Genomic DNA, 23,932 nt, shown 5'->3' with positions numbered 1-23,932 from the left:
TAAAGGTATATAATTATAGTTTATCTTGCAAAGATATATATAATAGATGTAAAATCCAAATTATTCACGAATTCTTAATAACTTTGCAAGCAATATGAAGCATATTATTTTAGCAATTGATAGTTTTAAAGGTTGTTTATCTTCTGTTGAAGCTGAAGATGCTGCTGAACATGGTCTTCGCGAACGTTGGCAGGATGTTAAGGTTGTAAAGGTTCCTGTCACGGATGGGGGAGATGGAATGTTGAATGTCTTTTTACATTTATTCGACTGTGAGAAGGTTGCTGTCAATTGCCATGATGCGCTAATGCGACCTATTCAAGTAAACTATGCAGTACGTGAAGATAATACAGTAATTATAGAATCAGCTTTGTCATGTGGTATCAACTTGCTCAAGTCGCATGAATTGAACCCTTTACGTGCAACCACTTATGGATTAGGTTAAGTCTTTGCTGATGCACTTCAAAGAGGGTATAGAAAGTTTATTATAGGGCTCGGAGGGTCAGCTACAAGCGATTGCGGACTCGGTATGTTGGCAGCTTTGAAAGACATTTTTGGTAAGAACTGGCGTGATATATTTTTACAAGATTTAGATATAACCTTAGCTTCAGATGTAAATAACCCTCTGTATGGCGAACATGGTGCAGCTGAAGTGTTTGGTCCACAGAAGGGAGCGACACCAGAAATGATAGTTTGTTTGGATCGTCGAGCACGTACTTTTGCACGTATGGCTGCTGCTCAGTTAGGTTTTGATTGTTCTTTGAATAACGGTGCTGGAGCTGCAGGTGGATTGGGTTATGCTTTTATGCAGTTTATGAATGCCAAGATGAGGTCTGGTGCAGATGTTCTTTTAGAAACTGTCAATTTTAATTCACTTATAGAAGATGCAGATTTGATTATAACAGGGGAGGGTAGTGCAGATAGTCAGACATTAATGGGAAAGATACCAGTAAAAGTTTTAGAATATGGTCTTCGCAAGAATGTTCCTGTTATGCTTATAGCTGGGAAGGTAAAGGACGTGGCAGCTTTACTTAAAGCAGGCTTCTCACAAGTTCAATGTATTACACCAACGGATATGATGCTTACAGAAGCAATGAAACCTACCGTTGCAAAAGAGAATATTCGAAAAGCTATTATGCAGTTAAATTAAGGTTTCCGATATGCGGAGTAATAAAGCAGACTAAAGTTAGTGATATAAGCATTGTTGTTTTAATTTTATTTTGCTGTCACTTTTAACACTTCACATAAAGATGCTGCAAATCAATAATTTATAGACACTTCTTGGATGATATCAGTGACAGGAAAGTATATTTTGAATAAATTGTTTTGTTCTGCAAACTTTATTCATCGTATCGAACAACTCTTCGGCAATCTGCTCAATGCGGAGGGCTGGCTTGATAACGAAGATTCATGTAAGCATTTGATTATCAGTAAGTGTACCTTGCAATCATACAGAGATGTGGGTAAATTCCTTATTCAATGATTGGACACAAGTGTTACCATTTTAAAATATCTTTGGACGCATATCATAATATTTCTTAAACCTATATTCAATCGAATCAGCTATTTGTTGATCACCAATGGATATATCCCAAATTACTTTCAGATAGGGCGTCGAAGAATTTGGTCTTACAGAGTGTAGAACTAAAGAGATTGCTTTATAACGTCCATTGGTACCTTGAGGTGGAGGTATATCGAAAGGAATTTGTTCTATTGCTATCAATTTGCCCCTTATAACACTATATGAGTATTGATAATATAGATATGTAGGAAGAATAGCTCCTTTGCGGTCAAGTAATTTTAACGAATTAATTCTAATGACAGGAATCGTATTTCCAGTTAATAGAAAATGATATTCAAAATTATTATACATAAAAGAATCTACATCCGACAGGGTTTTATGCACAAAATAAACTTTCATAGAGTCAGATAATTTAATATCTGACTCTATGTTGCTCTGTGAAAACAAACTATTAGGAGTACATTTGATTACTTGGTAATTATTTATTTTTCCTTGTACAAAATAATCCCAGCCTGTTTGTATCATACATGATGTCATAAAAAAACAGGCAAACATGCAAATAACAACTAAATATTTCATTCTTCTTGTTTTGATTCTTTCGATTTTTCTATCGCATTTGTAATATCCTTTAGTGCTACAGAGTAAGCTGCATCAAAATTACTGTGCTTATCATTAAAAGCTTGCTTTCCATTTTCACTTGATGCCCTTTTCTATTTTCCTATATCCTTTGTGCCATTAATAGTCATCACTGAAGCAAGCTTAGTTTTGCACTCTACTTGCACGATATTCCACATAAATGGCTTCATGCTCGCCACTCGTTCTCACCATGCGCTCGCTATTGGTATCGTACCAATGCGAGAATAAATGCTTTTGTCGTCCACTATAAGCGGATGATTTCCACATTAGCAAATGTATATAACATTCTTGAGAAATCCAAAGAAATCGAATTTTATTTTTGAAGATTATTTGTTTTATTGCACATATTGCATTTTATAATTATTTGAGAAGCTTTATTTTCATAGTTACAACACTCTATTAAAATCGATTTATCCTACAGAAAGGTTTTGGTTACCAGAATGTTGTCGGTATTAACACCTCGATGAAAAACGGCTTTGAAGAGATTTCCTAAACGAAGATGTAAGAAACTCAAAGTTTATAATCCGAGCAAGGCTCTTGGACGAAGACTTTAAGCTCATCACGGAAGACTCTTTAAAAGAAACTTACTTAGAGAACTAACAGAAATCGTTGCCTTGACTCATAAGATAGGAGTTCTGTACAACGAAGTCGTGAAAGTCCTCAATAATTAATCATTCTGTCGCCAGTGCTCAACGACTGCTTGGAAAACTCGAAACCTATTACCAAACTCTCATCAGACTGCAACAGTAAGCAGTGCTACTGACAAAATCTCTTGAGAGTAAACAAGAATGAATGCTGATAAATCATAATACCCAATGTTAGTATCGTGCTGTGATTGCCCAATCCCTCTTTGGTCAGTTATCAATGTTAGGAAGATAGGGTTTGTATGTTGTAGACGGTAATAAAACGGTTCTGGCAATTCTTACATCGGTAGCGTTGTTTACCTGTACTACTTTTACCACCTTTGATAATATTGTTTGAGTGGCAATGCGGACATTGAAACTCAACTCTTAATCTGGAGCGTAAAGTGCGAAGCGTTCTTGTAAGATTATTTTTTCTTTGTTTTGGTTACAAATATGGCAAAAGGCAGAGAGTCTTTTCCCTGCCTTTGCGCCTAATCTTTTAACAATCACATTGATAATCAGATGATAATCACAATAACTCCCGATTTGAAGCATTACCGAAAATAATTATTTAAACTTTTTGGGGAGATGTCTTTGCTGATTCTCCCATGACCACGTTGTGGCACGTTTACTCTGTTCAAACCATTTGCAACCAGACTTTATCCAACTCTCTCTATATTCCTTAATTGATTTAATTGTGCAATCTTCATTACCAAACTCAACACCACAACAAGGACATATTTCATAGGTTGGAGTTTTTCCGTCATCTCCCCATGGCTCAAAACCTAATCTATACCCACAGATTCTACAATAAAATTTTTCCATAATCATTGTTGATTTTCCCAATACTTAGCACCTTATTCTGACTTGAATATAGTCTTAGAGTCTCCTTAATAATCCTTTTTTAAATAAGATATTTTTAGGAATAATTGCTCCGCCACATTTCTCCTGTGCAACTATTTCTCCTGTGCTTTGTAAAAAGATATTTCCTTTATAACTTTTTTCTTAGGTAAATCACGAATGTCATAGATTGTAACCACAATGGTATCGGGTGGAACTTGCCTTTCAAAATAATAATTAAGCGTGTACGGTGCTTCAAATGCAGGAATGTTATCTATTTCCCAAGTTTCTCCATAACCTTTGCTTTGCAAGTTATCACTACCTGATAAGATAATTATAAATTGGTAGCTATCTCTATCAACTATTAACGCTTCACTATTGTAATCTCTGTAATTATACGGATGCTCTACAAATGATCCTCTTATGTGAATACATATACTATCAAATACTATTGCAGTTCTATCCGTTTTATATATAGACACAAGCGCACCTCGACCTTGAGATTCTGCTGCAGACATACTATTTGCAATTCTTAAGGTCTTTCGTTTATAAAAACAATTACATGAAGACAAAGCATTTATAATTAATATTATCAAAGTAGTCGATAAAATGATCTTCCTCATAGTATACAAATTGAATAACACTGCCATAACTGATTTTTGTACATAAATAGAATAATTCAAGTATTAAAATAAGCCTTGTAACCGCGCACGTGGTCTATCTTTCCACCGAGGTTGTAGCCGTAGGTTACCTTCTCCTCATCGGGGTAAATCATTTCCAATAGGCGATTGTGGCTGTCATATTTCCACTGTGTTACGTAGGTTGCCACTGCCTGATTAGGCACAATCAGTGTGCGTACCGTCTTCAAGACCTCACCCATCTTACCGTAGTAATACTCGATAGCACCACTTCCGTCCTCGCGAAGCATCAATCTGCCGATACGGTTGTAAGAAGAGTTGATACCACCATAGTGGTACTTCACGTTGTTTTCTGGATGTTCGGGATAGTTGATTGCCGTCAGACGTCCGTAATCGTACTCGTAATTGATGGTCTTGCCCTCCTTTTTGAGGTTGGCTGTCTGCTTCGTCACCACGTTGCCCAAAGCGTCGTTGGTGAAGCCATTACTTGTTGTGTATATAGCTAATTTTTTCAATAATCCCATCTTTATCAAGATACAGGATTTTTCCATATTGCATATTATTTTCGTATTTCTTGATTGACTGCAAATAATGATTTACAGAATCAAAATAATAACCCTCTCCACATTTTAAAAAATGGGAGCCACGCCTACTACATTGTGTAAAGATAGCTTCCAAAGTTCCTTTCCGACCTATAACAAAGCATAATGTTCCTATAAACAAAATGCCTTTTCCCTTTCGTTTGTAGTAAGCTATAGAAACTTTGTTAAAAGATTTCTTATTTATTCCTACAATTTTCAATGAATCAATATTGTTATATATAGTTTCTTGACAAGCCCTTTTGATTAATGATACAGAAACTTTTTTGTCTAACTCAGTCGGTTCTCCCTCCTCATCATAATATACAAGTTTTTCCACTTCTCCTGAATCTGTATAATATACTGCCATTCCATGGAGCTTATTCTGAATTTTTGTAAAGGAATGCGATAATCTATGCGTTTCATCGTCAAAGTGATATACCCGTTCTATTGTATCCTGCCCTTCTATAATATTTTGTACACTTATGCTAATCAAACATGACCAACGTTTACTAAACACTATTCTTCCATTACCGATAGTAATATAATCCTCTAAATAACGTTTACCACCAGAATAGTATTTAATATTAAAAGAACTATCAATCATTGTAATATCCGCATCTTGCACGATATCACCTTTTCTGCTGTTGGGAGTAGAATTAGGCGATACCGAACAAGATGTAAATATTATAAGTAATAACAAAGAATATATTTTTTCCATTATTTCTTCCTTGTTGGAGTAAAATTCAAACGAATTGTGCTACTTCTATCACGTACAATTCGCATTTACTAATTGAATGTGCGGTCCTATATCTACAGCTTTTATCATTGCATCAGTTGTAGCAAAAGTTTTCTTTCCAAAACCAAACAACGAAGCAGAATTACATGAATATAAATCTATCCTTGCATTATTCGCAAAATCTTCACGGCTTAACTGTCCTATATTATAGTTATTCATATTTGTAGGATTTTCTATATCGGTATATTTAACCCCTGTATTTTCATATCCAAATGCAACATTGCTCGCTGTACCATGTGAGAAAATTGACAATTCTGTGATTTTGTCATTATCTCTTTTTGATTTATTTAATTCTCTTATCACATCAGACGTTGTTTTAACGAAATTTATGGCAACCCCCTTCTTTTTGCCCAATTAGAAAAAGTGGATAACTCAGAATGTGCAATAAATCCTTATGACTGAAATTATCTTGCCCTAATTTCAGCCAACACTCAAACGCCACGAATAAGAAGGATATATTCCGTAGACGAAGAGTGAAATCCATTCAAAGAATGAGTTACGACCATAAGCCTGTTATTAGTTATACCCACATTGGCAAATGTATATAACATTCTTGAGAAATCCAAAGAAATCGGAATTTATTTTTGAGGTTTTTGTTTTATTGTATCAAATTGCATCTTATGGCTATTTGATAAGTCTTTGTTTTTCCTAATTGCGACACTCAATTAGAATAGATTACTAAAAAGGCATGTTCTGATTATCAACCTCTTGTCGATATTAATATCTCATTGAAAAGTGGCTTTGAAGTGATTTTCTAACGAGAATGTAAGAAACTCAATGTTAATTATTGGTGTCCGATAAAACTTTTGGGAGTTATCTGTGTTAAATAAAATAGGCTTAAACTTATGACTTTATTAATTTATTTGGTTATTATAGGGCTTCCCTTGTCAAAAAGCACATTTTATAATGCTTACAGTTTAAAACTTAAAGCCAAGCCCATGGATAAGTAAAACGGCTGCAACACCGTTGGATAAAGAGATACAGAGCTTTCAGTTTATTTTTACCGGACAGTAATACCAAACTATAGTAGTCTGCCGTGAGAAGTAGTACCCTTGAAATTCAACTCCTTATCCAGAGCATAAAGTTCCGAAGCATTCTCGTAAGCTCATTTTTCCTTTGTTTTGGGTTACAAAAATAGCAAAAGGCAGAGAATTTATCCCTACCTTTATACCTAATTGCTTAAAACTAAGTTGATTGTCAGGTAGTTGTTCTAATAATTCCCAATCTAAACCATTACTGCATTACCCGATTTTGAACTTTATCGCAAGAAAGCACGATCCAACATTTTCACATTATTATTAATATATACTTAATGGTCTATTCTAAGTTCCCAACCCATTCGAAAATTGTAGCACTTTCGGGATTATCAACATAATCTTTCCAGTAGATAATATGAACACCATTATCATATCTATACTCGAATCCATCATAGTTCATTCCTTCATTACGTTGTTTATTACTTACTTCTATAGTATATAAAGAGTCAATATTCTCATAAAATAAAATAGAGTCTATAGAAATCCCATTTAATGTTTGTTGCCATTTAGAGATACTATGGTAAACAAGCTTTTTTTGTCTATTATAAATAATTTGTTCAAAGTTCCCATCTGGATACAATCTTATTGTATCATATTTATTTGTGCGATTAACATATATACCACAAGCAAAATGTCTTGAACAACTATTGCTCATGATAAGAATTCCCATAAACAATATGATTACTACAGATATTCTCATTCTCATTCTCATTTATGGTATAGTCATTGTACTCATTTGTATTTGGAGATATTCCCAATATAAATCATTATTTTTTTTATGCTGCTTTTTGATTCCGTCCACATATACGTTTGACTTGCACGATAATTCACATAGATGGCTTCATGCTCGCCACTCGTTTTCACCATACGCTCGCTATCGGCATCGTACTAATGTGAGAATAAATGCTTCTGTCGTCCACTATAAGCGGATGATTTCCACGTTGGCAAATGTATATAACATTCTTGAGAAATCCAAAGAAACCGGAATTAATTTTTGAAGATTATTTGTTTTATTGTACATCTTGCATTTTATAATTATTTGAGAAGCTTTATTTTCATAGTTACAACACTCCATTAAAATCGATTTATCCTACAGAAAGGTTTTGATTACCAGAATGTTGTCGGTATTAACACCTCGATGAAAAACGGCTTTGAAGAGATACCCTAACGAAGATGTAAGAAACTCAATGTTTATAGTTCGGATTCTTCTCGTCCACTTCGTTTTCTACGAGAAAATTGTTATCGTTGCGGCATTGGTAGAAAATTCTTTGGGCATTGAAGAATAAGGAGAGGGAAAGAAACCCGTTTGTTTTTATTCATCGACTCTTTGATATATACCTTCTCAAACTTCTAATAATCCGTATTTTACTGTTTGTGAAATGATTTGGTGCAGAGGGACAGCACATATTGTGCGGAGGGTTAGCACATCTTGTGCGGGCGGTGAACACCAATGGTGCGGACGGTTACGATCTACAGATTTACTAAGCATAAGAAAACTTGTTTATTACGAATAGGTCTAAAAGAGAGTAGGGGTTTGCGTCGTAAAAGTCTATAGTAGTATTACTCGAAAAGTCTGATGAGCTTTTTACTATTGAGAACAAAGTTCTATAATTATTATGCTAAAGATTTGATTTTTAGCAGCGTAATTTTCCTATACGGATAATAAATTGTACCTTTGCAAAAGTTTTAAAGTTTAAAGATTGTTTTGTATGGACGAAAAACAGATGGATTGTTCCAAGAAAACCCTTCGTAGAAAACTCGATTTGCTCCTTCGTACAGGGCAAATTCTTATGGAAAGTTCTGCTGATACGAGTCGTGTGAAGCGAAATATGGAGCGTACAGCAGCTTATTTGGGACTTCCCAAAGAGAATCTGCACATGAACATTGATTATTATATGTTGCAGGTGAATGTTAGTGACGAATATCATAGTTTTTCTAAGATGCAGCGTTGTGATAAGCATGTAATTAATATGCTTGCGATTCAGGAAGTTTCAAAACTCTCATGGCGTGCTATTCAAAAGGACTATTCGTTAGATAAGTATGAAGAGGAACTTGAGAAGATTGCTAATGGTAAACACTATTACAAGGATTGGATGATTGCTATTGGTGCAGGTCTTGCTTGTGGTGGATTCTGTATTCAGTTCGGTTGTGATTGGACAGCTTTCTTCTATGCTTCTATAGCAGCTATATTGGGTAATCGTCTTCGTATGTTCTTGAATCATTCTGGTTCTAATCTTTATGCCAACTTTGCTGTTGCGGCTTTTGTTAGTACAATTCTTGCATGGTTGTCGTCTTTTCTCTCTACACCTACCGTTCAAGCAGCGCTACCAGAGTTCCTTCGTCCAATTCTGTTTACAGAAACTCCTTGGCATCCACTCTTAGCTTGTGCCCTTTATATTGTTCCAGGAGTCCCTTTAATAAACGCTGTTAATGACTTGTTAGACAATCATATAAACACGGGATTAGTCCGTGCAATGAATACGCTTCTTATTGTCATAGCAATGTCATTTGGTATTATGTTGGCAATTAAATGTGGTAGTTTTGATGGTTTTGCAAAAGACCTCCCTACTATTCCTCATCATCCTTTCTATGTCTATGCTGTTGCTGCTGCAATTTCTGCTATGGGCTTTGCAACGATTTATAATATTCCATATCGTTTGATGCCTTGGATTGCCTTAGGTGGTGTTATCTGTGTTTGTACGCGAAACTTTATATTCCTCGATCCTTCATCAGGCAATATAGGACTTGGTTTGGGAATTGTAGTTGGTTCTCTTTGTGGTTCAGCATTGATATCTATTATTAATATTAAGGCAGTTCACCTCCTTCATACACCACATCAGTGTATTACAATTCCAGCTGTTATTCCTATTGTCCCTGGTGTACTTATGTATCGCGCACTTTATGGATTTATGGGAATGCATGGCGTTGTAGGAGAGGTAACTCATGCTATGTCATTTGCAATTAATGGTTCTTTAGTATTAATCTGTATCGCACTAGGCGTTGCAATTCCAAATATCTTTGCGAGAAAATGGATAGCACCTCATCGTAACAAAAAATTGCTACGTATGATTGAAGAGCGCCGGCAACGTGGTGAGTTTGAAGATTTGCATCAGTATAATGTGTGATAGAGATTTTATTATATAGGCATAGTATAAGGATGAAACTCTTTCGGGTTTCATCCTTTATTAAATGGCTTTAACTGTGGGGGCAAACTCATCATGAAGTAATTTAGAATAATCAAGTATTCTATGTTCTGAGAACGAATATTAACTATAAATACATAAAAAATATAATAACTTTATAAGAATATATCGTTGGTAATTATCATATTATCTGACAGTTATACTTAGTTTCTAAGAATGTGCTAGGATATAATAGATTTCTTTGCACTAAAAAATGATAGAAAAAGTTTGGTTAATTCGCAAAAAAGTGATACCTTTGCACTCGCAAAAACGAAATGAGCACCCTTAGCTCAGTTGGTAGAGCAACTGACTCTTAATCAGTGGGTCTAGGGTTCGAATCCCTAAGGGTGTACAAGAAGTGCTTCTTACCAAAGTCTTTTCGTTTAGTATGCACCCTTAGCTCAGTTGGTAGAGCAACTGACTCTTAATCAGTGGGTCTAGGGTTCGAATCCCTAAGGGTGTACTATAAAGGATTTCCTATCATAAGGAAATCCTTTTTTATTGAATAATGAGCTATTTTCTGGGTCAGTCATAAAACCCAATTGTATGCCTATTCTTCTTACGCACACAATTTCATAAGCCTATATAAAAAGAAAGGAATATCCGTCACTCCTCTGAACTGTGCCCTGAATGCCTTAACTTTAGCATTGAATGACTCGGCTTTTGCATTCGTAGCTCTGTTTACAAAGAAATTAAGTATGGTTTGATAATGATTTTCAAACGTGTTAATCACGATGTAGAAATTGTCTACTCCTAGTTCTTCAACCTCATTAGACCATTTTACCAGCTTCAGTCTTGCAGCATCCTTGATGCCCCTGATGTTATGAATATCGGTAAGTTTCATTGTCAGCTCATATGCTTTTTTTAGGTTCTTCAGAAATTTGGGATGATAAAGTAAGCCTACTACATATAAACGTCACACAGAGAGGGGGAGAACACGGAGGTAAAAGTTTTGGTAATAAATGTTTTAATAAATCTTGCAAATCACTACTTTGTAATGAAGTAGAGCAAAGCAAAGCATTAAAAAACGGGGTACGTCATCTGAACTGTGTCATTGGCTTCATTTCTTTAGGAGCATGAGGAATGCTGATGGGCAAACCGGAGCAGTCTTTCTCTTGGTAAAATCAGGCTGGGCTCGATGCCCAGCCTGATTTTTAATTTGCTGGTGGTATAAACCATCGCATCTTCTCTTGGTGTTGCAAAGATACGACAGTATTTTTGAACTGCCTAATTTCCGGATGCCTAACTTCATGAACCTATAATAATTGGAAGCGGTCGCCAAACTTTATAGCGAACTGTTGGGCTGTCTGGCCCCAGTTTCGCAATGGCTGAGTCCATTTCTTTTTGATGTTACGATAGGCAAGATATACGAGTTTGAAGAGAGCTTCGTCAGTTGGGAAAACTCCCTTTGTCTTTGTTACCTTACGTATCTGACGATGATAACCTTCTACAATGTTGGTAGTATACATGATACGTCTGATAGGTTCCGTATAGTCAAAATAGTGTGAGAGGTTATCCCACTTGTCACGCCACGACTTGATGACGATAGGATATTGCTTACCCCACTTTTTCTCCAAATTATCGAGTTCTATCTCTGCTTTCTCCTTAGTTTGTGCAGCATAAACCATCTTCAAATCCTTTAGGAACTCCTTCTGATTCTTGCTGGCGACATACTTCACTGAGTTACGGATTTGATGTACAATACATAGCTGTACATCCGTCTTAGGAAATACGCTCTGGATGGCATCTGGGAAGCCCGTAAGGCCATCTACACAAGCTATAAGAATGTCTTTGACACCTCTGTTTTGAAGGTCTGTAAGTACGCTGAGCCAGAAGTTAGCGCCCTCGCTATGAGATACATACATACCCAGAAGATCTTTATGTCCTTCCTTGTCAACACCAATGACATTATATATTGCACGAGATGTTGTAGCACCCGTGTCGTCATGTGCCTTGTAATGGATAGCATCCATCCAAACTATCGGATAGACTTCTTCCAAAGAGCGTGTGCGCCAGGCTTTTATCTCAGGCCAGACCTTGTCCGTAATGTTACTTATTGTCTCTTTGGATATCTTGGTACCATAGTTCTCTTCAAGGAACTTACTTATGTCAGACATGCTCTGACCTGTAGCATAAAGACTGATAATCTTATCGGACAAACCTTCTGCTAATATCGTCTGTCGTTTTTTGATAATCTCAGGGGTAAAACTCCCTTCTCTGTCACGTGGAGTATCTATTTCTACAGGACCATACTCTGTCTGAACCTCCTTGGACATCTTGCCGTTACGGCGATTACTCTTTGTGGATGTCTTAGTGTTATAAAGGTGAGAGTCCATCTCACACTCGAGAGCTGAATTGAGGAAATCTTCCAATACACGATGGAATGCACCATCCTTACCAAACAAAGGAGTACCTTGTTTGAACTGTTCTTTTGCCTGAGACAACATCTCGGCGTACTCGTCTTGTGTCATTTGCTAAATCTAAGTATGCTGATATAACAGCGGTTATATGAGTTTATTGTGTTAGCCGTTGACACAGTTGATATGACATCGTCATAAAACTCGCATATATTCTCTGTTCCTCCACGCACCAACGGTGCCTCTGTGTCAACAATAGCTTTGTTATAAACAATCCTCCGTGCTCTCCATTTCTCTGTGTGACGTTTCTTCAGAGTTCTAATCTCAAAAGGTATCACTCCAAAATGCTGAAGATCTTTTTTTAGTGTCGGATAATGTTCAAAGAAGATTTTCGCCCTAACTTTCTGTGCTTCAGTCCAATTGGTCTTGTGCTTGGTTAATATGAACTTTGCTCTGGCGAGCAACTACTTATGCGTGTCACCATTGCTGTATCTAAATAGTATATATTCCTTACCTTACTTTTAGCTTCTTTTATCTCCTCATTCCTTTTGTCTCTTGCAAACCTATCGGTAAGCGATACGCATGTCATCCAGAGCATCTCACCTATGTTATCTTCAAGCAATAGCCGGTCTTGAGCATAATCCAACTGATTCCAGCTACGGTAGTCGCTGAAATATTCCTTGTATTGTGTGGATAACTGCTTGCCGTTTACGTCATAGTATGCACCGATGCTTGCGATGCTCTCTGCTGTAGATTCAATTCTATTCTTTAAAAAAGAAACGAACTCGGGGGATAGTTTTTACTGCCCTTAGTCGTTAAATCATCATATGAATAAGTAAATATCTCTTCGTTGGAACTGTCACGCCACTTGCGACAGCGAACATGGAGGTAGACAGCTTTGCCACGGAGAGGAAAGTCCTGAATTACACGCTCGTTGGTAAAACCATAACTGCTTACAGTACCTAACTTATATTCTGACTTTTCCATAAAATTATGCTCGTAAAGTCAAAAGGCAAACTGCGATACACTATCAAAGTAGTCGGCAAGTACATCTGGAAAGATGCAACGTAATAATTTGTGACTCTTTATGATGCAAAGGTAATAAATTCTTATGAAATTGTGTGCATAAAAGAATAGCCTTGCACTGACCCGAGTTAAGTGGATTATTATATTTATCATAATGCCCATTATGCCAAAACAAAAGACTTAATATAGGGCAATTCAGTTGTATCATTTCTTTATATTGGCAAGGTGTGTCTTTGTACCACAAATTGTCATTTGTACCACAAAGAACCTTGCCCCGAAAGGGGACCAAATAAATCATCTCACAAGAAAAAGTGCTGCGGAATTAAGGTTATATATAGAATTTTGTTTTACTATCACTTTATTCATAACTATTAAAACTAAATAGGAGATAATCACTCTCACAAGTAATTATCCCCTACTATATAGAATGTTAATTAATCACCAAATGTGATGAATCCTTTTACTTCAACTTTGTGTAGCCATACTTAGCACAAGCACCAAGTTCCTCCTCGATACGGATAAGCTGGTTGTACTTAGCCATACGGTCTGTACGAGACATAGAACCAGTCTTGATCTGGCCAGAGTTTGTTGCTACTGCAATGTCAGAGATTGTTGTATCCTCTGTTTCACCTGAACGATGTGAAGTAACAGTTGTGTAGCCATGACGATGAGCCATCTCGATAGCTTCGAGAGTCTCTGTCAAAGAGCCAATTTGGTTAACCTTGATAAGGATAGAGTTAGCTGCACCCATCTTGATACCCTTCTCGAGGAACTTAACGTTAGTTACGAACAAGTCATCACCAACGAGCTGGCAACGATCACCGATAGCAGATGTCAACTTAACCCAGTTCTCCCAGTCGTTCTCATCGAGACCATCCTCGATAGAGTCAATAGGATACTTTGTGATAAGGTGCTCAAGGTAAGCAATCTGCTCATCAGCGCTGAGCTTCTTACCATTAGGATCCTTTGGCATACCATTCTTCAACTGACGATAGTCATAGAACCACTTACCATCCTCGCATACAGCGAACTCAGAAGCAGCACAGTCCATAGCAATCTTAACATCCTTGCCTGGCTCATAACCTGCGTCCTTGATAGCCTGAATGATTGAATCGAGTGCATCCTCGATACCATCGAACTTAGGAGCGAAACCACCCTCATCACCTACAGCTGTAGAAAGACCGCGCTTCTTCAAAAGCTTAGCAAGTGCGTGGAATACCTCAGCACCCATACGGATACCTTCCTTCTCAGAAGGAGCACCTACAGGGCGAATCATGAACTCCTGGAATGCGATAGGAGCATCAGAGTGAGCACCACCATTGATAATATTCATCATTGGTACTGGCAATACATAAGTATTTGCGCCACCGATATAACGATACAATGGAATATTCAATGCCTTTGCAGCAGTCTGAGCTACAGCCAAAGAAACACCGAGAATAGCGTTAGCACCTAGCTTACTCTTAGTAGGAGTACCATCGAGTTCAAGCATCTTGTAGTCAATAGCACGCTGATTCAGCACGCAGTCACCCTTCAAAGCTGGAGCGATAAGGTTGTTTACATTCTCAACAGCTTTGAGAACACCCTTACCTAAGAAACGATTCTTATCGCCATCACGGAGCTCAAGAGCCTCATTCTCACCGGTAGAAGCACCAGATGGAACGCTTGCACGACCCATTACACCATTTTCGAGAGTTACCTCTACTTCAACTGTAGGATTGCCACGTGAGTCCATAATCTCGCGAGCATGTACTTTTTCAATCTTCATAACTTATATGTTTATTAAAAATCAGTTATATTTTTAACTTTCTTTTCTCCTTGCAAAGTTAATAAAAAAAGTCGTAAACCTCTCCTAACAATACGTTATATTTATGTTTTTGACAAAATTAACTTTTTAACCCATTACAATGACTGTAACCCCACGAGCAGCCTGTGCTCCCATCACAAGAGCTTGTTCTATATCGGCTGTTTTGCTTGGACCAGATATAAAACAACCATAGCCATAGTCTGTCATGTTAATCTTTTTATATGCTTCATGCATATTATTAACGATATTGTTACGTTGAACGAGAATTACAAGGTTCTCTGAGATGAAACAAACAACTCTTTCTTTCATTGTTTGTGGTACCCATACACATCCGTTCTCTGCTACAGCAATTTCTCCCTGAATGATTCCTACATCTGTTCCATTGAGGTCTTGTGCCTTTGAAACAGTGTCAGGATTAAGGTCTGCCTTTATTCCTTTTACACTTGAAGCCAATATCTTAGCATCAGGATAAGCCTTTTGTATCAGTGCATTGATATCATCTTCTGCCTTAGCCTCAATGACTTCACAGCCTACAATATGACTCATCTCGATAAATTGCTGTACTACATCTTGATATTTAATACCCTCAATAGGCTTCTCGGGCATATCAAACTGTTCTTTTGTATTACGTCGTAATTTGCTAAATAAATCTTCTTTATTCATGCTTCAATTCCTCCATTGCGTGCTTAAATATGACATGAAAAGGCTTTTTCGCAAACTTTGGCATTGTATGACCAATGCTCCATGGATTAAGCTTTATATCCATTAGCGATTCTGGTATGTGATTGGCTACTGATGAATTACGAAGTAAAGCATCATAAATATGATAGTTTTCGTAAACAACTTTCATTCCTTCTGCCATCACTTTCTTTTCTTTATTCTCTGTACCATATCTCTCAAGGCTTTGACGCCATCGATAAATCTGACTACCAGGAGTTACCTTTGCAGGGCAAACACAATCACAACTCAAACATAATGAGCATGCAGAAACATTACCACTGTGCTGTTTTGGATTCTTTAGCATACCAAGATCAACTCCAATAGGACCTGGAATAAAATAACTATATGAATAACCTCCTGAACGACGATAGACAGGACACGTATTCATACATGCACCACATCGAATACACTTCAATGTCATCCAATGTTCTTTATTAGCAATCATGTCACTACGACCATTGTCTACTAATATTACATGCATCTCACCTCCTGGTCGTGCCTTACGGAATTGAGAGGTAAAGGCAGTTGATGGTTGCCCTGTTCCACTACGTGCTAATAAGCGTTGGAACACTGCCAACGAATCATAATCAGGAATAACTTTCTCAATACCCATGGCAACAATATGTAATTTAGGTACTGAAGTTGACATGTCAGCATTACCTTCATTAGTGCAGACAACGCAATCTCCTGTCGCAGCAACACCAAAGTTACAACCTGTCAGTCCTGCATCAGCATCCATAAAATCACCACGCAAATCTTCACGCGCACAACGTGTAAGATAAGCTGGGTCATGATTTCCTTTCTCTTTAGAGATTCCTTTCTCTTCAAACATCTCTCCAATCTCATCACGAGTCAAGTGAATAGCAGGCATAACAATATGCGCTGGCTTCAAATGCATGAGTTGAAGAATACGCTCACCAAGGTCGGATTCAACGACATTGATTCCTCTCTTTATCAGATAAGGATTCATTTCGCATTCCTCGGTCAGCATGGATTTAGATTTAACGAGTTTCTTTACTTTATGAGATTCAAGTATCCCATAAACCATTTCATTAAACTCTTGTGCATCTTTTGCAAAATGAACAATAACACCATTACGTTCCAAACTATTAGAGAATTGCTCTAAATAGTCAGCTAAATGGGTTGCTGTATGCTCTTTTATTCGACTTGCATGTTCACGTAAATCCTCCCATTCTGGTAGCTCTGCCGCTGCAGCATCTCTTTTCTGGCGTAATGACCAAAATGTACGGTCATGTCGTTCAACCTTCTTAGGGTCTTTCAGAAACTCTTTTGCTTTTTTAGAATGATATGTTGACATAACTCTTTTGTCTTTTATAACCTTTATATAAATATCATAAACCTGCAGCTAAGATCTCAGCTACATGCATAAACTTGATAGGATAGTGTTTCTTTCCTGCCACACCCTGCATGTGCATTAAGCATGAACTATCTGAACCAGTGATAAATTCAGCACCCGTATCCATGTGACGTTTCACTTTATCATTACCCATGGCCGTGCTGATATAAGGTTCTTCAACAGCAAACATACCACCGAAACCACAACACTCATCCTTGCGATCAGGTTCTTTAACCGTGATACCTTCCTTGAGTTTCAATAATTCAACTATCTTATTTACAGGTTTCTCTTGCAATTCAGAAGGTGTACTAAGCGTTAATTCACGTACACCATGACAAGAGTTATGAACAGACACGACATGAGGAAAATTTCCAGGAAGTTCCTTTACCTTCAGAACATCATGTAAGAATTCTACCAACTCCATTGTTTTCTTAGGTGTCTGACACTCATGATCGAGTATTTGTGGGTAATTAACCCGCACAAAAGCAGCACAAGATACACTCGGTGTTACGATATAATCGAAGTCTTTAAACTTATCCTCAAAACGTCCAGCAAGGTGATTTGACATACGCTGAAAGCCACCATTTGCCATTGGTTGACCACAACAAGTCTGATGTTCGGGATAGACAACATCTATTTTTAGCTTTTTCAAAAGCTTATAAGTTGCTACGCCTACTTGTGGATAAAGTGCATCGACGTAACATGGAATAAAGAGACCAACTCTCATAATCTTATCTTTTCTTGTTCGTTTCTATGCTACAAATTTAGATAAAATTACTTAGATTGCATAGGAAAATCACAAAAAAGACAGGGAATAAAATAAGTTTAATCCTTAACAAAGAATATTTTTCTTACCTTTGCAAAGGTAAAATGGCTTAAAACTAAGAAGAAATTGTATGATAGTTTGCATTGCAGAGAAACCCAGTGTTGCTAAAGATATAGCTCGAATCCTTGGTGCCAACAAGGCTTGTAACGGCTATATGGAGGGCAATAATTACCAAGTAACATGGACCTTCGGCCACCTTTGTGAGTTGAAGGAACCTAATGATTATTTTACGAACTGGAAATATTGGAGTCTCGCTGCATTGCCAATGATACCTCCACGCTTTGGTATTAAGCTCATTGAGGACGAAGGTATCAAGAAGCAGTTTGCTGTTATTGAGCAGCTTTACCAGTCGGCAGAGATGATTATCAACTGTGGTGACGCTGGTCAGGAAGGTGAATTAATCCAGCGGTGGGTAATGCAAAAAGCAGGTGTAAAGTGCCCTGTGAAGCGGCTTTGGATATCTTCGATGACGGATGAAGCTATTCGTGAGGGGTTTGCCAACTTAAAGGAACAAGAGCAGTATCAGCCACTTTACCTCGCAGGATTGTCTCGTGCGATTGGTGACTGGCTGTTAGGAATGAATGCTACCCGCCTTTATACATTAAAGTATGGCAACAATAGTTATGGTAGAGGTCAGGTTCTGTCAATTGGTCGAGTACAGACACCGACCTTGGCACTCATCGTACAGCGACAGAAAGAGATAGATAACTTTAAGCCAGAGCCTTATTGGGTATTAGCTACAGTGTATCGTGATACGCAGTTTACGGCAACAAAGGGTAAATTTACCTCTAAAGAAGAAGGTGAAAAAGCCTTCTCAGCGATTGAAGGAAAGCCTTTTACGATTACAAGTGTAGCAAAAAAGAAAGGGGCAGAACAGCCTAAGCAACTCTATGATCTCACCTCTCTGCAGGTAGATTGTAATCGTAAGTTTGGATTCTCTGCTGAGATGACACTCAATACGATTCAAACTCTCTACGAACGTAAACTTACTACTTATCCACGTGTTGACACACAGTTCCTCTCTGATGATATTTATCCAAAGTGTCCACAGATAATGAACGGACTCTTTCAGACTACCTTTGCAGGTAAAAAGCCTTATGCTGATATCGTGAAGACATTGGGTGGTAAGCCATTGCCTAAGACAAAACGCGTCTTTGATTCTTCAAAGGTGACAGATCACCATGCCATTATTCCGACTGGAGTACTACCACAAGGACTGACAGATGCTGAGCAAAAGGTGTACGACCTCATTGCGCGTCGTTTTATTGCAGCTTTCTATCCCGATTGCAAGTTCTCTACGACAACAGTATTAGGTAATGTGGACGAGATAGAGTTTAAGGTTTCTGGTAAAGAAATATTGGATTTGGGTTGGAGAGTTTGCACTGATACACCTACTGGTTCCTCCTCTACTCCATCAGATGACAGCCAAGAAGGAACCGCTACAACCTCTCCTCTACTTCCTACCTTTAAGAAAGGGGAATCAGGACCGCACACCCCTACCCTTACCGAAAAACAAACAACCCCTCCAAAACATTACACTGAGGCCTCTTTGCTTCGTGCAATGGAAACAGCTGGTAAGTTTGTTGAGGACGAAACCCTGCGTGCTGCTATGAAGGAGAATGGTATCGGACGCCCTTCATCACGTGCAGGAATTATTGAAACGCTCTTTAAACGCCATTATATTCGTCGTAAAAGAAAGAATATAGAAGCAACTGAGACTGGTATTGCACTGATTGATACTATCCACGAGAAACTTCTTACATCAGCCGAATTGACGGGTATCTGGGAGAAGAAACTTCGTGATATTGAAGCTAAAAAGTATGATGCTTCTCAATTTATTAACGAATTGAAAGAGCAGCTTACAAACATAGTCAACGACGTGTTAGCTGACAATTCTACACGAAAAATTGGTGAAGTTGAGGGTAACAAAGAGAAGTAGAAAGAATGTTCTTTCACTTTTCTACAATTAAAGGTATTTAAATAAAAGAGAATAGGTAAAGAGCTGGTAGACTTGTGACCATACCTTCAATTAGACTTACCCACCATATGTCTTCAAAGATGACTGCAAAGGAGGCAGATGAAAGTATAATCATTGGTACGTATATCAGCAAATTTAGATATGGAAAATAGCCTTGTGTTATGGCAGTTATGAAAAGAATCAAAATCGATATGCATAGGAAAATGGCAATCCATACCGTATAAAATAATAATCTCTGTTTCATTTTTCTTTTGTCTATGGTATTTACATTTTCTTTACATACCAATCATTGCCTATATATTCATACTCTTGCTTATGCGAGTCGAAAAGGTATCTTTTGTCATTATAGTCTTTATTTATTTTTATATAGTCAATGCCATTAGAAATCACTCTTATTATCTTCCCATTATCTATGCAACAATACGATAAATTTAATTTCTTATAAGCCTTGAGAAACTTAATTATCTCGTTATCCTGTAAGGGATAGTTCTTTGGCTTTTTAGTTATTCTCAACTGGTTATCTACAAACACAAGACCACTCCCCTTTACCCTAAATAGCTCAAAAATGGTCACGTCAATATCTCTATTATAGATTAAGACACCATCTAATTGATTAAAATCGTAGTTTATTATTTGACTACTATAGTTTACTTCTGAAGAACAACCACCAAAGAGAAATAGAGTAATCAATAAAACTAATATCTTTATCTTCAAATTCATACAACTATTTTCTGCAAAAATAACGCAAACGAGAGCAAAGGAAGCTTGCTTCCACTTTGCCGAGTGCAGCATATTTTCTGCAAAGATATAAAACATATTCTATAAATCGGAATTTGAACTTTATTTTTTTAATTCCATTTTGATTGATACGATACAAAGCTGCTGTTTTGTAAAGATAATTCTAAACACACAAAATAAAAGACGCCAAATAAAGGTTCAATTAAGGCTTAATTGACCTCTAACTAAGGCTTAATTGAAGCCTTAAAGGGCGTTAGTTAGAAGCTAATTAAGCACCTTTTGTTTTCTGACTTTGTAATCTGTTGATTAACTGATAGTTGCAACTATGGTTTTTGATGGTCATTTCTTGAGCTCAAAAGTGCTTTTTATAGAGATTTTTGTAAATATATTTCAATCACAAAAATATCTTTTTTTTTCAAATAAATGAGTGTTGTTGTCTAATAATCAAACTGATTTAAAACCAAGTTTAGTACTTCTTTCTATAAGAAGAAAGGGGTGAGAGAAACTCATAAATAGAAACTTCTCTCACCCCCATAGGCTCTTATCTGTATAGAAAAAGAAGACTAAAACTTAGTAAGCGTGGTCGTCCTCAGCAATTTCCTTACGATCAATAGCCTTCTTGTCGATTGCACGCCAAGCATAAACAATGTATGCCAAAACGAATGGAACAAGGAAGCTAACATAGAACATAGCCTTCAATGTGAACTCACTTGAAGAACTGTTCTGAAGTGTCAATGAGCTCTGTAGGTCGGCTGTTGATGGATAATAAGCTGTGTTGTTCCATCCTGCAATGAGGAAGAGAACCAAAACAACCAATACAACACCAATACCCGCAGGCCAAATACCACGTACATACTCTGGCTTAAGAACAGTCTTAACGATTCCGAAAAGCAAGAGAACAACACCTACAAGCAGAATGATTGCTAATGGCCACATTGCTAATAAGTTGTTCAGATACTTCATTGGTTCCATAACGATAACGCCAGCTTCATTTATTGCATAGCCCTCGCCTACTAATGTTACAATAAGGAAAGGCAAGAAGAACAGTAAGAAAAGAACAGTATTAACGAGCAACTGCTTGCGAACACGTCCACGGATAATATTATCATTCACATTATTATTAATATAGAGTGTGCCGAGGATACGTGCAAGAAATACTACTGAAATACCAAAGATAACAACCCAAGGATTAAGCAGTACGTCGAGTCCACGTGAACCATTTGCCCAATGAGAGATAACAGGCTGCATGAAGTCAGTAATGTTACCTTTCTCTACGATGAAGTTAGAACCTGTAAAGAAGGTTGCAACAGCCCCACCTAAGAGCAATGGACCAAGAATACCATTAATAATCAATCCAGTCTGGAAGGTACGAACACCAAAGAGGTTACCTGCCTTGTTCTGGAATTCATAACTAATAGCCTGAATGATAAATGTGAAGAGAATCAAGACCCATACCCAGTAAGCACCACCAAAGCTGGTACTATAGAACAATGGGAAAGAAGCAAAGAATGCTCCACCGAATGTTACGAGCGTAGTAAAGGTGAACTCCCACTTACGACCAGTCGAATTAATGAGCATGCGGCGCTCTTCTTCAGTCTTACCCAACTGGAAAATCATAGAGTTTGCACCCTGCACGAACAGCAGGAAGACAAGTAGTCCACCTAAGAGTGAGATGATGAACCACCAGTAGTGTTGCAGAAAATCGTATGTCATAGTTCTGGTCCTTTCTTAATTTGCTTACACATAATACTAACTTCAACTGTCAACATTGCAGTAAAGAGAACAAGGAAGAGGAAGAAGGTGAATGCGATACCACCACTTGAGAGGTCGCTCACTGCTGCCCATGTTGGAAGCATATCCTGGATTGTCCATGGCTGGCGGCCAAATTCGGCAACAAGCCATCCACACTCACTTGCAATAAAAGCTAATGGGATGAGTGCAATACCTACTCTCTGCAACCAGCGTGGACGACTAATGTCCTTCTTGTAAACAACGAACAACATCACTGCAAAGATAAGAATGAAGAAACAGCCAAGGCCAACCATGATTCGGAATGACCAGAAGTTAACAGGGATGAATGGTACAATCTGCTCTGCATCTTTAATATATCCATAGCCGAAGTACTTCATATCCTTTTCAAGAACTTTGAGATTAGACTCTTTGTCCTTTCCTGCACGATAGTCTTTAAGTGCTTGGATGGCATTACGACCACGTTCCTGCTTCTCCTTCAACGATGGTTCCATTGTGCCGTCAGCCTTCTTATAACCACGGATAATATCCTTTACACCTGGAACATAACCATGAGCATCCTTTGTTGCAAGGATAGAAAGCATGTTAGGTACAGCTATTCGCATAGGAGGTTCAGACTGGTTCATGTAATCAGGCTGCTCAAATGGGTTCACCCAAGCTACTGCTGTCAAACTCTGATCAGTACCTCCTTCATAGAGAGCTTCCATTGCAGCGAGTTTCATTGGCTGTGATTGCGCTACCATATAAGCAGAGTTATGACCTGTAGAACCTGCTAAAAGGGAAGCTACAAGACCAACAGCTGCACCTACCTTAATACTCTCCTTTGCAAGCTCTATGTGACGTTTACGAAGCAGATACCAGCAACTTACACCTACTGTGAATGCTGCACCCAATATCCAAGAAGAAGTAATGGTGTGTGTGAACTTGTCAATTGCAAATGGACTCAGCGCAACGTCGAGGAATGAGGTCATCTCATTACGCATCGTATCAGGATTGAATGTACAACCGATAGGATACTGCATCCACGCATTAGCCACGAGAATCCACCATGCTGAGAGCGTTGCTCCCAAACCAGTGAGCCATGTAGAAGCGAGGTGGAAGCCAGCTGAAACCTTGTTCCAACCGAAGAACATCACAGCAACGAATGTTGACTCCATAAAGAAAGCCAAGATTCCTTCAATGGCAAGTGGTGCACCAAAGATGTCACCAACGAACCAAGAATAGTTGCTCCAGTTCGTTCCAAACTCGAACTCAAGGATGATACCAGTGGCAACACCCATGGCAAAGTTAATACCAAACAATCGCTGCCAAAAACGAGCTGCAGTACGCCAAAACTCCTTTCGGGTGCGATAATAACAAGTCTCCATGATTCCCATTACGACAGCTAAACCCAGTGTCAAGGGAACGAAAAGCCAGTGATAGATGGCTGTCAGTGCAAACTGTGCACGTGACCAGTCAACAGTTCCTGGATCAATGGCTAAAAGTAGGTTTTCCATTGTTTTTGTTATTTATTAAAATGTTA

At 37.9% G+C, this 23,932-nt stretch carries 20 protein-coding genes, 2 tRNA genes and 4 pseudogenes; 7 read left to right on the top strand and 19 right to left on the bottom strand.

Going from position 1 to position 23,932, the window contains the following annotated elements:
* The first annotated feature begins 94 nt into the window (after positions 1–94).
* Both J4856_RS09280 and J4856_RS13250 read left to right on the top strand, forming a co-directional pair.
* A pseudogene (locus tag J4856_RS09280) lies at positions 95–1,147 on the top strand (glycerate kinase family protein).
* 135 nt (positions 1,148–1,282) lie between these two features.
* Positions 1,283–1,539 (top strand): annotated as a pseudogene (locus J4856_RS13250) (helix-turn-helix domain-containing protein).
* Here the strand turns inward: J4856_RS13250 and J4856_RS09275 are convergent.
* Both J4856_RS09275 and J4856_RS09270 read right to left on the bottom strand, forming a co-directional pair.
* The gene (locus J4856_RS09275; RefSeq protein ID WP_025839934.1) at positions 1,502–2,098 is read right to left on the bottom strand and encodes a hypothetical protein; all 597 of its coding nucleotides are present in this window, start codon (positions 2,096–2,098) and stop codon (positions 1,502–1,504) included. The pseudogene J4856_RS13250 and the gene J4856_RS09275 sit on opposite strands and share 38 nt — an antisense overlap.
* 180 nt (positions 2,099–2,278) lie before the next feature.
* Positions 2,279–2,422 (bottom strand): hypothetical protein, encoded by a 144-nt coding sequence (locus J4856_RS09270; protein WP_156766843.1) that lies wholly within the window; start codon positions 2,420–2,422, stop codon positions 2,279–2,281.
* A 255-nt stretch (positions 2,423–2,677) separates the two neighbouring features.
* On the opposite strand from J4856_RS09270, the pseudogene J4856_RS13245 reads away from it, so the two are divergent.
* Positions 2,678–2,905 (top strand): annotated as a pseudogene (locus tag J4856_RS13245) (plasmid mobilization protein); the annotation flags it as partial.
* A gap of 117 nt (positions 2,906–3,022) precedes the next feature.
* Here the strand turns inward: J4856_RS13245 and J4856_RS13465 are convergent.
* The 7 genes from J4856_RS13465 to J4856_RS09235 all read right to left on the bottom strand — a co-directional run bounded on the left by J4856_RS13465 (position 3,023) and on the right by J4856_RS09235 (position 7,340).
* Positions 3,023–3,124 (bottom strand): IS1/IS1595 family N-terminal zinc-binding domain-containing protein, encoded by a 102-nt coding sequence (locus J4856_RS13465; RefSeq protein ID WP_428842434.1) that lies wholly within the window; start codon positions 3,122–3,124, stop codon positions 3,023–3,025.
* Between the two features lie 221 nt (positions 3,125–3,345).
* Positions 3,346–3,603 carry a hypothetical protein gene (locus tag J4856_RS09260; RefSeq protein WP_025839935.1) on the bottom strand — a complete coding sequence of 86 codons (258 nt, stop codon included), beginning with the start codon at positions 3,601–3,603 and terminating at the stop codon, positions 3,346–3,348.
* A gap of 131 nt (positions 3,604–3,734) precedes the next feature.
* Positions 3,735–4,136 (bottom strand): hypothetical protein, encoded by a 402-nt coding sequence (locus tag J4856_RS09255; protein ID WP_244885757.1) that lies wholly within the window; start codon positions 4,134–4,136, stop codon positions 3,735–3,737.
* A gap of 161 nt (positions 4,137–4,297) precedes the next feature.
* Entirely contained in the window at positions 4,298–4,780 is a 483-nt protein-coding gene (locus J4856_RS09250; RefSeq protein ID WP_234967331.1) for a hypothetical protein, read from the bottom strand.
* Positions 4,740–5,555: a hypothetical protein gene (locus J4856_RS09245; RefSeq protein ID WP_234967330.1), complete on the bottom strand. Its 816-nt coding sequence runs from the start codon at positions 5,553–5,555 to the stop codon at positions 4,740–4,742. Before J4856_RS09245 ends, J4856_RS09250 begins: the two co-directional genes overlap by 41 nt.
* A gap of 48 nt (positions 5,556–5,603) precedes the next feature.
* Entirely contained in the window at positions 5,604–5,987 is a 384-nt protein-coding gene (locus tag J4856_RS09240; RefSeq protein ID WP_044081342.1) for a DUF4347 domain-containing protein, read from the bottom strand.
* 963 nt (positions 5,988–6,950) lie between these two features.
* Positions 6,951–7,340, bottom strand: coding sequence for a hypothetical protein (locus J4856_RS09235; RefSeq protein WP_044081343.1), 390 nt, complete (start codon positions 7,338–7,340; stop codon positions 6,951–6,953).
* A 1,039-nt stretch (positions 7,341–8,379) separates the two neighbouring features.
* On the opposite strand from J4856_RS09235, the gene J4856_RS09230 reads away from it, so the two are divergent.
* From J4856_RS09230 to J4856_RS09220, 3 genes are all read left to right on the top strand, one after another.
* The gene (locus J4856_RS09230) at positions 8,380–9,795 is read left to right on the top strand and encodes a threonine/serine exporter family protein (protein ID WP_025839975.1); all 1,416 of its coding nucleotides are present in this window, start codon (positions 8,380–8,382) and stop codon (positions 9,793–9,795) included.
* A 336-nt stretch (positions 9,796–10,131) separates the two neighbouring features.
* A tRNA-Lys gene (locus J4856_RS09225) sits at positions 10,132–10,204 on the top strand.
* A gap of 38 nt (positions 10,205–10,242) precedes the next feature.
* Positions 10,243–10,315, top strand: a tRNA-Lys gene (locus J4856_RS09220).
* Positions 10,316–10,411: 96 nt separating this feature from the next.
* On the opposite strand, the gene J4856_RS09215 is transcribed toward J4856_RS09220, so the two are convergent.
* From J4856_RS09215 to J4856_RS09185, 7 genes and pseudogenes are all read right to left on the bottom strand, one after another.
* On the bottom strand, positions 10,412–10,729 hold the full coding sequence (locus tag J4856_RS09215; RefSeq protein WP_262503084.1) for a transposase: 318 nt from the start codon (positions 10,727–10,729) through the stop codon (positions 10,412–10,414).
* Positions 10,730–11,108: 379 nt separating this feature from the next.
* Positions 11,109–12,299, bottom strand: a complete 1,191-nt coding sequence (locus J4856_RS09210; RefSeq protein ID WP_428842433.1) for an IS256 family transposase — start codon at positions 12,297–12,299, stop codon at positions 11,109–11,111.
* 673 nt (positions 12,300–12,972) lie between these two features.
* Positions 12,973–13,298, bottom strand: a pseudogene (locus tag J4856_RS09205) (ISAon1 family transposase N-terminal region protein); the annotation flags it as partial.
* Positions 13,299–13,695: 397 nt separating this feature from the next.
* A complete protein-coding gene (eno, locus tag J4856_RS09200; protein WP_021671154.1) occupies positions 13,696–15,003 on the bottom strand; it encodes a phosphopyruvate hydratase in 1,308 nt (435 codons plus the stop codon).
* Positions 15,004–15,129: 126 nt separating this feature from the next.
* The gene (locus tag J4856_RS09195; protein ID WP_025839353.1) at positions 15,130–15,705 is read right to left on the bottom strand and encodes a LutC/YkgG family protein; all 576 of its coding nucleotides are present in this window, start codon (positions 15,703–15,705) and stop codon (positions 15,130–15,132) included.
* The gene (locus tag J4856_RS09190) at positions 15,698–17,080 is read right to left on the bottom strand and encodes a lactate utilization protein B (RefSeq protein ID WP_025839351.1); all 1,383 of its coding nucleotides are present in this window, start codon (positions 17,078–17,080) and stop codon (positions 15,698–15,700) included. The genes J4856_RS09195 and J4856_RS09190 overlap by 8 nt, the downstream gene beginning before the upstream one ends.
* Before the next feature lie 34 nt (positions 17,081–17,114).
* Positions 17,115–17,846, bottom strand: coding sequence for a (Fe-S)-binding protein (locus J4856_RS09185; protein ID WP_025839349.1), 732 nt, complete (start codon positions 17,844–17,846; stop codon positions 17,115–17,117).
* 169 nt (positions 17,847–18,015) lie between these two features.
* On the opposite strand from J4856_RS09185, the gene J4856_RS09180 reads away from it, so the two are divergent.
* Positions 18,016–19,884, top strand: coding sequence for a DNA topoisomerase 3 (locus J4856_RS09180; protein WP_025839347.1), 1,869 nt, complete (start codon positions 18,016–18,018; stop codon positions 19,882–19,884).
* Positions 19,885–20,187: 303 nt separating this feature from the next.
* On the opposite strand, the gene J4856_RS09175 is transcribed toward J4856_RS09180, so the two are convergent.
* From J4856_RS09175 to J4856_RS09165, 3 genes are all read right to left on the bottom strand, one after another.
* On the bottom strand, positions 20,188–20,739 hold the full coding sequence (locus J4856_RS09175) for a hypothetical protein (protein ID WP_234967296.1): 552 nt from the start codon (positions 20,737–20,739) through the stop codon (positions 20,188–20,190).
* A 492-nt stretch (positions 20,740–21,231) separates the two neighbouring features.
* Complete coding sequence (locus tag J4856_RS09170; RefSeq protein ID WP_025839344.1) at positions 21,232–22,374, bottom strand: cytochrome d ubiquinol oxidase subunit II; 1,143 nt, start codon at positions 22,372–22,374, stop codon at positions 21,232–21,234.
* Entirely contained in the window at positions 22,371–23,906 is a 1,536-nt protein-coding gene (locus J4856_RS09165; RefSeq protein WP_025839342.1) for a cytochrome ubiquinol oxidase subunit I, read from the bottom strand. The genes J4856_RS09170 and J4856_RS09165 overlap by 4 nt, the downstream gene beginning before the upstream one ends.
* Between the last annotated feature and the right edge of the window lie 26 nt (positions 23,907–23,932).

The sequence above is a fragment of the Prevotella scopos JCM 17725 genome (assembly GCF_018127785.1).
GTDB lineage: Bacteria > Bacteroidota > Bacteroidia > Bacteroidales > Bacteroidaceae > Prevotella > Prevotella scopos.
Note: the sequence above shows the minus strand (reverse complement) of the source record. Positions and strands in the feature narration are given on the sequence as shown.

Excerpts from the sequence above, each read along its gene's own strand:
- J4856_RS09275 (WP_025839934.1), bottom strand. The coding sequence starts at position 2,098 with ATGAAATATTTAGTTGTTATTTGCATGTTTGCCTGTTTTTTTATGACA.
- J4856_RS09270 (WP_156766843.1), bottom strand. The coding sequence starts at position 2,422 with ATGTGGAAATCATCCGCTTATAGTGGACGACAAAAGCATTTATTCTCG.
- J4856_RS09260 (WP_025839935.1), bottom strand. The coding sequence starts at position 3,603 with ATGGAAAAATTTTATTGTAGAATCTGTGGGTATAGATTAGGTTTTGAG.
- J4856_RS09255 (WP_244885757.1), bottom strand. The coding sequence starts at position 4,136 with ATGTCTGCAGCAGAATCTCAAGGTCGAGGTGCGCTTGTGTCTATATAT.
- J4856_RS09250 (WP_234967331.1), bottom strand. The coding sequence starts at position 4,780 with ATGGGATTATTGAAAAAATTAGCTATATACACAACAAGTAATGGCTTC.
- J4856_RS09245 (WP_234967330.1), bottom strand. The coding sequence starts at position 5,555 with ATGGAAAAAATATATTCTTTGTTATTACTTATAATATTTACATCTTGT.
- J4856_RS09235 (WP_044081343.1), bottom strand. The coding sequence starts at position 7,340 with ATGGGAATTCTTATCATGAGCAATAGTTGTTCAAGACATTTTGCTTGT.
- J4856_RS09230 (WP_025839975.1), top strand. The coding sequence starts at position 8,380 with ATGGACGAAAAACAGATGGATTGTTCCAAGAAAACCCTTCGTAGAAAA.
- J4856_RS09210 (WP_428842433.1), bottom strand. The coding sequence starts at position 12,299 with ATGTTGTCTCAGGCAAAAGAACAGTTCAAACAAGGTACTCCTTTGTTT.
- eno (WP_021671154.1), bottom strand. The coding sequence starts at position 15,003 with ATGAAGATTGAAAAAGTACATGCTCGCGAGATTATGGACTCACGTGGC.
- J4856_RS09195 (WP_025839353.1), bottom strand. The coding sequence starts at position 15,705 with ATGAATAAAGAAGATTTATTTAGCAAATTACGACGTAATACAAAAGAA.
- J4856_RS09190 (WP_025839351.1), bottom strand. The coding sequence starts at position 17,080 with ATGTCAACATATCATTCTAAAAAAGCAAAAGAGTTTCTGAAAGACCCT.
- J4856_RS09185 (WP_025839349.1), bottom strand. The coding sequence starts at position 17,846 with ATGAGAGTTGGTCTCTTTATTCCATGTTACGTCGATGCACTTTATCCA.
- J4856_RS09180 (WP_025839347.1), top strand. The coding sequence starts at position 18,016 with ATGATAGTTTGCATTGCAGAGAAACCCAGTGTTGCTAAAGATATAGCT.
- J4856_RS09175 (WP_234967296.1), bottom strand. The coding sequence starts at position 20,739 with ATGTTTTATATCTTTGCAGAAAATATGCTGCACTCGGCAAAGTGGAAG.
- J4856_RS09170 (WP_025839344.1), bottom strand. The coding sequence starts at position 22,374 with ATGACATACGATTTTCTGCAACACTACTGGTGGTTCATCATCTCACTC.
- J4856_RS09165 (WP_025839342.1), bottom strand. The coding sequence starts at position 23,906 with ATGGAAAACCTACTTTTAGCCATTGATCCAGGAACTGTTGACTGGTCA.